At 45.0% G+C, this 6,670-nt stretch carries 6 protein-coding genes; all 6 read right to left on the reverse strand.

The features are described from left to right. From hprK to murD, 6 genes are read right to left on the reverse strand one after another with little or no spacing between them, the layout of a single operon-like run. Complete coding sequence (gene hprK / locus DW938_RS06725; RefSeq protein WP_022286731.1) at positions 1-960, reverse strand: HPr(Ser) kinase/phosphatase; 960 nt, start codon at positions 958-960, stop codon at positions 1-3. Positions 961-987: 27 nt separating this feature from the next. Further along, entirely contained in the window at positions 988-2,259 is a 1,272-nt protein-coding gene (locus tag DW938_RS06730; RefSeq protein ID WP_038671694.1) for a methionine gamma-lyase family protein, read from the reverse strand. Next, positions 2,252-3,028, reverse strand: a complete 777-nt coding sequence (locus tag DW938_RS06735; RefSeq protein WP_118124282.1) for a hypothetical protein — start codon at positions 3,026-3,028, stop codon at positions 2,252-2,254. Before DW938_RS06735 ends, DW938_RS06730 begins: the two co-directional genes overlap by 8 nt. Beyond that, positions 3,025-4,044 (reverse strand): M42 family peptidase, encoded by a 1,020-nt coding sequence (locus DW938_RS06740; RefSeq protein WP_118124283.1) that lies wholly within the window; start codon positions 4,042-4,044, stop codon positions 3,025-3,027. Before DW938_RS06740 ends, DW938_RS06735 begins: the two co-directional genes overlap by 4 nt. Before the next feature lie 6 nt (positions 4,045-4,050). After that, on the reverse strand, positions 4,051-5,067 hold the full coding sequence (locus DW938_RS06745) for a M42 family peptidase (RefSeq protein ID WP_118124284.1): 1,017 nt from the start codon (positions 5,065-5,067) through the stop codon (positions 4,051-4,053). A gap of 26 nt (positions 5,068-5,093) precedes the next feature. After that, positions 5,094-6,485, reverse strand: a complete 1,392-nt coding sequence (murD, locus tag DW938_RS06750) for a UDP-N-acetylmuramoyl-L-alanine--D-glutamate ligase (protein WP_117927402.1) — start codon at positions 6,483-6,485, stop codon at positions 5,094-5,096. Positions 6,486-6,670 lie beyond the last annotated feature (185 nt).

The raw sequence follows: 6,670 nt of genomic DNA on the forward strand, positions 1-6,670 counted from the left end.
TTAGAAATTATCCCAGTTCTTGACCTTGTCTTTCTTGTCCATTTGCAGACCAAGATTCTGCAAAAGTTCAGCGGCAGCGTTATAACCCATTTTCTTCTGACGGTTGTTCATAGCCGCAACTTCAAGGATAACAGCAAGGTTTCTGCCAGGCTTTATAGGAATTGTAAGGCTCGGTATCTTGATTCCGAGGATAGTAGTATACTCGTTGTCTACGCCCATTCTGTCGTATATCTTTGTGCTGTCCCAAGGCTCAAGCTCTACGATAAGGTCTATCTTCTCGCTTACCTTTACAGCACCCATACCGAACAGACGTCTTGTGTTGATGATACCGATACCTCTCAGTTCGAGGAAGTGACGGATATTATCAGGCGATGAGCCTACTAGCGTTCTGTTTGATGTCTTTCTGATCTCAACGGCATCGTCAGCCACAAGTCTATGACCTCTCTTTACAAGCTCGATAGCTGTCTCGCTCTTACCAACGCCGCTCTCTCCCACGATAAGGATACCCTCGCCGTATACTTCGATAAGAACGCCGTGGCGTGTTATTCTCGGAGCAAGTTCAACGTTCAAATAGCCGATAAGTGCGGCGATAAAAGCTGTTGTGCTGTCCTGAGTTCTTGCGATAGGCACGCCGTATTTCTTAGCTATCTCAACCATTTCAGGATAAAGCTCATGACCTCTTGCCACGATAAAAAGCGGTATCTTTGTAGCAAAAAGAGCGTCTATCCTCTCATATCTTGTTTTCTCGTCAAGTGAAGCAAGATAAGCAAACTCCATATTTCCGCATATCTGAACACGCTCTGCATTGAAATACTCATAAAATCCCATAAGCTGAAGTCCAGGTCTGTTACAATCATTCTCAGTAACAACAAGGCTGCTGATGTTCTCAGGAGCATAGATTATCTCCATATTAAGCTGTTTGATTATCTCCTCGACAGTAACGCTGAATATCTCTGCCATTGAATATCATTCCTTTCCAGTCAAATTTTATATTCTAAGTAAACCTTTGTTATACATCTCCTGTGCGGCAAGCATAACGCCTGCTTTGCCTGTTGGGTATGTGATACCGCCCTGAAGCCATGCGGCAAACGGCGGTCTTATAGGAGCGTCTGCTGAAAGCTCTATGGACGCACCCATTGTGAATGCTCCTGCCGCCATTATAACCTTGCTGTCATAACCCGGCATATCCCATGCCTCAGGGGTAACATAGCTGTCAACCGGCGAGCCTTTCTGTATTCCCTGACAGAAAGCCACGAGGTTTTCCTCGTTTTCAAGAAGAATAGATGCAATTATATCCGTTCTTGTTTCGCCACTTTCAGGGAGAGTCTTATAGCCAAGCTTTTCAAAGAAACGGCAGGCGAAAACGGAAGTTTTCAGTGCTGATGCGACCACCTGCGGTGCTAAGAAAAAGCCAAGGAGCATTTCTCTGTTCTGGTTAAGTGAACAGCCGACCTCCTTGCCCATGCCCACACAGGTGAGCCTGTCGGCACACTTTTCCACAAGGTCTGCTCTGCCGCAGATATATCCGCCTGTAGAAGCAATTCCACCGCCCGGATTTTTGATAAGCGAGCCTATTATGATATCTGCACCAACGCTCAGTGGCTCTTTTCTTTCAACAAACTCACCGTAGCAGTTATCCACCATGACGATTATATCAGGATTTGCTTTCTTCGCAGTTTCTGCTATCTTCCCGATTATCTCCACTGTCAGTGACGGTCTGAGAGAATAGCCTCTTGAACGCTGGATATAGGCTATCTTTGCACCAACGGCTTTCTTTGCTATCTCGTCATAATCAGGGTACATCTCGTCCACCAAGTCTACCTGCTCATACTTTACACCGAAATCAATAAGTGAGCCGTTGCCCTTTTCGCCTCTGATACCGATTATCTCCTCAAGAGTATCATATGGCTTTCCAGTGCAGGCAAGCATCGTGTCTCCGCTTCTAAGCACTCCGAAAAGCGCTGTTGACAGTGCATGAGTGCCGTTCACAAAAGTGTGTCTTACCAAAGCATCTTCGCCGCCAAGCGCCTGAGCGAACACCTTGTCTATAGTATCTCTGCCCATGTCGCCGTATCCGTAACCTGTTGTGCCTTTAAGACAGCCCTCGCTCACACGATTGTCGATAAAAGCTTTCAGCACTTTCTGTCCGTTATACTCGGCGTTGCTGTCTATTTTCTCAAACATCTCCCTGCACTCATTCTCTGCCTCGGATGCAAGAGATAAAAGCTTTGGGTCTATATCAAATATACATTCATTCATTTTCAATTCTCTCCAATACAAGATCTATTCCGCAGGCTTTAAAGCCTATCTCCTCATAATAGCTCACTCTGTGAGGTCTTGCAAATAATCTGACCTGAAAGCCGTCCTGTGTGAGCTTTTCACCTATCCAATACAAAAGCTGTCTTGCATGGAATTTTCCACGCTCCTCTGGTATAGTGCCAACGTGTCCCACAAGTGCCACTCCGTCTATGATATACTGTATAGTGGCAGTGGTGTAGTTTCCAAGCAGGAATGACTGTGAAAGTCCTCTCCTTACTCTGTGGGAAGTATCCGTAAGCCACAGCTCATAGGAATTTTTTATGGCAGGGAAACACGGTGCGAGTATCCTGAAAACATCATCGAGTTTTGGAAGCTCGTTCACGTCAAGGGGCGGGATATCGTTCTTCGCAACAAAGCTGAACTCCGTCCGCTTGTCGCCCTTATACTCTGCCTTAGTGAGTTCTGCAAGCTTATCTGAATACTCCGCCTCGAACTCCACTGCGGCGGGCTTGTTCATAAGAATGAACCCCGCAAGCTCGCCCAATACCTTATCGTCAAATTTCTTATCCTTAAAAGTCGATATCATCATAGAGGCGTTGAATACTGATATGATACCAAGCTTTTCTCCGCTTTCCTCAACGGCATAGAAATGCAGAAAATCATACCCTGTGCCGTATGCCGCAAAGTGCGACTTTATACGCCTTGTATAATTGTTAGGTTTAAGACCGCTCAGCAGTTCTGAGCTGATCTCTTTGGTTTCATAGATCATTTGTTATAAGTCCTATCCAAGATCAATTTTGTAAGAACATAAGCGTTCTCAAAGTCCGCCTTATTTATCACGCAGCTTGGAGAATGAAGATATCTGCAAGGGAGTGACACTGCGGCAGTCTTTACACCACCACGGGAAACGTGTATCGCACCTGCATCATTTCCTCCTGCCACCATTGTTTTGGTCTGGCATGATATTCCGTTCTCTTCTGCAACAGAAAATGCAAGCTCATAAAGCTCACGGTCATACATTGTGTGTCTGTCCATATATGAAACAACAGGACCTTTTCCAAGCTCACATACCCTTTTCTCTCCTGAAGCCGATGGAATATCCGCCGCAGTTGTGGATTCAAGCACCACTGCATAATCAGGCGCAACAGTGAACGCCGCACAGGTCGAGCCACGCAAACCTATCTCTTCCTGCACCACGAAGGTGAAATATGTGTCATACTCTACGCCCTCTTCTATCATTCTGAGCATTATTGCACAGCCTGCTCTGTCGTCTATAGCCTTGCACTTCACGAAGCCCTCGCCGAACTCTACAAAATCGGAAACAAATCTCACACTGTCCCCAAGGCGCACAAGCTTTAAGGCTTCCTCACGGCTGTCAACACCTATATCTATGGTAAGCTTATCAAAAGGCACAGACTTTTTTCTCTCCTCGGCTGTGAGATTATGGATAGCCTTTCCGCCCACAACGCCAAGGACGTTATTCCTGCCGATTTTGACACGTCTGCCGAAAACAACTCTTGGGTCAACACCGCCAACTGAGGACACTTTCAGCGTGCCGTCAGAATTCACATAGGTGACTATCATGCCAACCTCGTCCATATGAGCAGACACCATTATCTTGTTTTTAGGCGTCTTTTTGCCCTTACAGAAAGCTATGACATTGCCAAGGTTATCCACCCTTATTTCAGCTTTATCGCCTATTTTATCTATTATATATTCTCTTACCGCTCCCTCGTCGCCTGAAATGCCGTCAAGGAGGCAGAGGTCTTTCAGTTTATCCAACATAAATATCTACACTCTTTTCAGATATTCTGCAATAAGCAGAGCCGTATTATCAATATCGTTTATATCAACTATCTCCACAGGCGTGTGCATATGCTTTTCCGGAATGGATATGGTAACGGATTTTGTTCCGCTTCCGCTCACACCGATAGTGTCAGCGTTCGTACCTGTTTTTCCGCTCATGACTTCAAGCTGATATGGTATGCCCTTTTCCTCTGCAAGGCTAATAAAGCTATCTGACATCTCTCGTGAAAGGGACGGAGCAATGCCTATCATCGCTCCCTTGCCCATTATGCCACACTCTTCCTCGCTCTCATAATGAGTCCTGGCAAAGGAAACGTCCACCACTATCGCATAGTCTGCAGTGATATCATATGCTGTTGTTTTTGCACCACGCTCGCCAACTTCTTCCTGAGTTGAAAAGCATACTGCGATATTATAAGCTGTCTGCTGACCACCGAGTAGCTCCAAAGTCTTTAGGATAGCCGTACAGCCTGACCTGTCGTCAATTGCTTTAGATGTCACACGGCTTCCTGCGAGCCTTTCGGCTTTGTTTTCTATAAGCACTCTGTCACCAAGGGAAACATACTTTGCTGCATTTTCACGGCTCGTGAAACCTATATCTATGAAAACGCTGTCAAGGTCAGGTGCGACAGAGCTGTCTTTTTCAAGATGAGGCGGAGTTGAAGTCACGATGCCCGTGAGCTTTTCTTTGCCGTAAACTGTCACCTGCTGAGCTAAAAGAAGCCTTGTATCAAGACCGCCACAGCCTGATATTTTCAAAAATCCGTCCTCTGTGATGTATGTGACTATCATGCCTATCTCGTCTATATGGGCGTCAAGAAGCATAACAGGCTTGCCGTCCTCCCAGCTTCCAACCTTGCAGATAACACTGCCAAGAGCGTTATCCAAGGTGACTTCGCCATACTCTTCAAGGAGCTTTGCCGCTGTTTTTGCCGCTGAGCCTTCCGCTCCTGATACGCCTGCCGCAGAGCATAGCTGTGACAGTATCTCAAATGTATCCATAATACATATCCCTGCTTTTTATAAAATTAAAGTTCGTTCACAAGTCGCTTGAAATGTCTGCCTCTTGCCTCAAAGTTAGGATAGAGGTCAAAGCTTGCGCAGGCTGGTGAAAGTGTGACAACATCGCCCTTTTCAGCCATTTTCTGTGCTGTGAGGACTGCCTCTTCAAGAGTCTTTACTCTCACTATTTTCAGACCGCTTTCAGGATACAGCGGACTTTCTGTAACAGCCTTTTCTATCTTGTCTGCTGTTGCGCCAAGAAGAATGAGTATTTTCACGTTCTTGTTCACAGGTTCTGCAAGAGGCTCAAAAGGTATCTTCTTGTCATAGCCACCTGCGATAACAATAAGCTTCTGATTAAATGAATTAAGTCCTGCGATAACTCTTGTAGGGCTTGTTGCGATAGAATCGTTATACCACTTAACACCGTCTATCTCTCTTACAAATTCAATTCTATGCTCAACGCCGCCGAAATTCTTTGCTACCTGAACTATGCTCTGGATAGATACCTCGCCCCATACTGCGGCGATAGCTGTGAGGTAGTTCGCAACGTTATGGATACCCGGTATCCTGATATCGTCCTTGTGTACTATCTCTGTAGTTCTGCCCTTTTCCGTGTAGCAAAGCATACCGTCGTCATTAAGATATGCGCCTGTCTGAACAGGGTGCTTTAGAGAGAATGTGACAAGCTTTCCTCTTACGAGGTCTGCAAGCTTTATAGTTTCCTCGTTATCTTCGTTGAGTACAGTTCTTGAGTATCCGTTCTGATGAGCGATAAGGTTGGCCTTTGCACCGATATACTCCTCCATTGTTCCGTGAACGTTCAGATGGTTAGGAGTGATGTTTGTGATTGCGGCAACGTTTGGCGACTGTCTCATTGAGATAAGCTGGAAGCTTGAAAGCTCAACTACTGCAACGTCACTGTCGGACATTGTTTCTACGATAGGCAGAAGAGCCTTGCCGATATTTCCGCCGATATGGACACGCTTGCCCTCAGCTTTGAGCATTTCGCTGATAAGTGTAGTAGTAGTAGTCTTTCCGTCTGAACCTGTTACGCCGTATATCTTGCATGGGCAGAGGTCAAAGAAAGTTTCCATTTCTGATGTAATGGCAACGCCTGCTTTTCTTGCCTTTGTGATAGTTTCATCATTATAGTACATACCGGGTGTTCTGAAAACTATATCGCAATTAAAGATGATATCAAGATAATGCTCGCCCAATGAGAACTCACAGCCCTTTGCGGAAAGCTCCTCATAGATAAGCTCATCAAATTCGTCCTCTGTCTTTTTGTCGCAGACAACGCATCTTATGCCCTTCGAGAGAAAAAGCTTAATAAGCTCAAGGTGACTTACGCCCGTACCTATGAACGCTACTCTCTTATCCTTTATTTCCATGAAATATCTTTGTGCTTTTGTCATATCATTAACTCCTTCAATAATTCTGTCAGTTGTGTGCAATATACTGCACACATACCTATTCTATTTTATTATATATCATTTTATCCAAAAACGCAAGGACTTTTTTATATATGCAAAAAAAGTTTATGTAGTGCTACAATAGATATTGGACAAAATTAAGAAAAAAGAAAAGAGAGATAGACAAA

This window comes from Ruminococcus sp. AM43-6 (assembly GCF_003461785.1).
GTDB lineage: Bacteria > Bacillota > Clostridia > Oscillospirales > Ruminococcaceae > Hominimerdicola > Hominimerdicola aceti.

What these genes read in the sequence shown, in the direction of transcription:
- DW938_RS06735 (WP_118124282.1), bottom strand. Translation starts at nt 3,028, where the DNA reads ATGATCTATGAAACCAAAGAGATCAGCTCAGAACTGCTGAGCGGTCTT.
- DW938_RS06730 (WP_038671694.1), bottom strand. Translation starts at nt 2,259, where the DNA reads ATGAATGAATGTATATTTGATATAGACCCAAAGCTTTTATCTCTTGCA.
- hprK (WP_022286731.1), bottom strand. Translation starts at nt 960, where the DNA reads ATGGCAGAGATATTCAGCGTTACTGTCGAGGAGATAATCAAACAGCTT.
- DW938_RS06745 (WP_118124284.1), bottom strand. Translation starts at nt 5,067, where the DNA reads ATGGATACATTTGAGATACTGTCACAGCTATGCTCTGCGGCAGGCGTA.
- murD (WP_117927402.1), bottom strand. Translation starts at nt 6,485, where the DNA reads ATGACAAAAGCACAAAGATATTTCATGGAAATAAAGGATAAGAGAGTA.
- DW938_RS06740 (WP_118124283.1), bottom strand. Translation starts at nt 4,044, where the DNA reads ATGTTGGATAAACTGAAAGACCTCTGCCTCCTTGACGGCATTTCAGGC.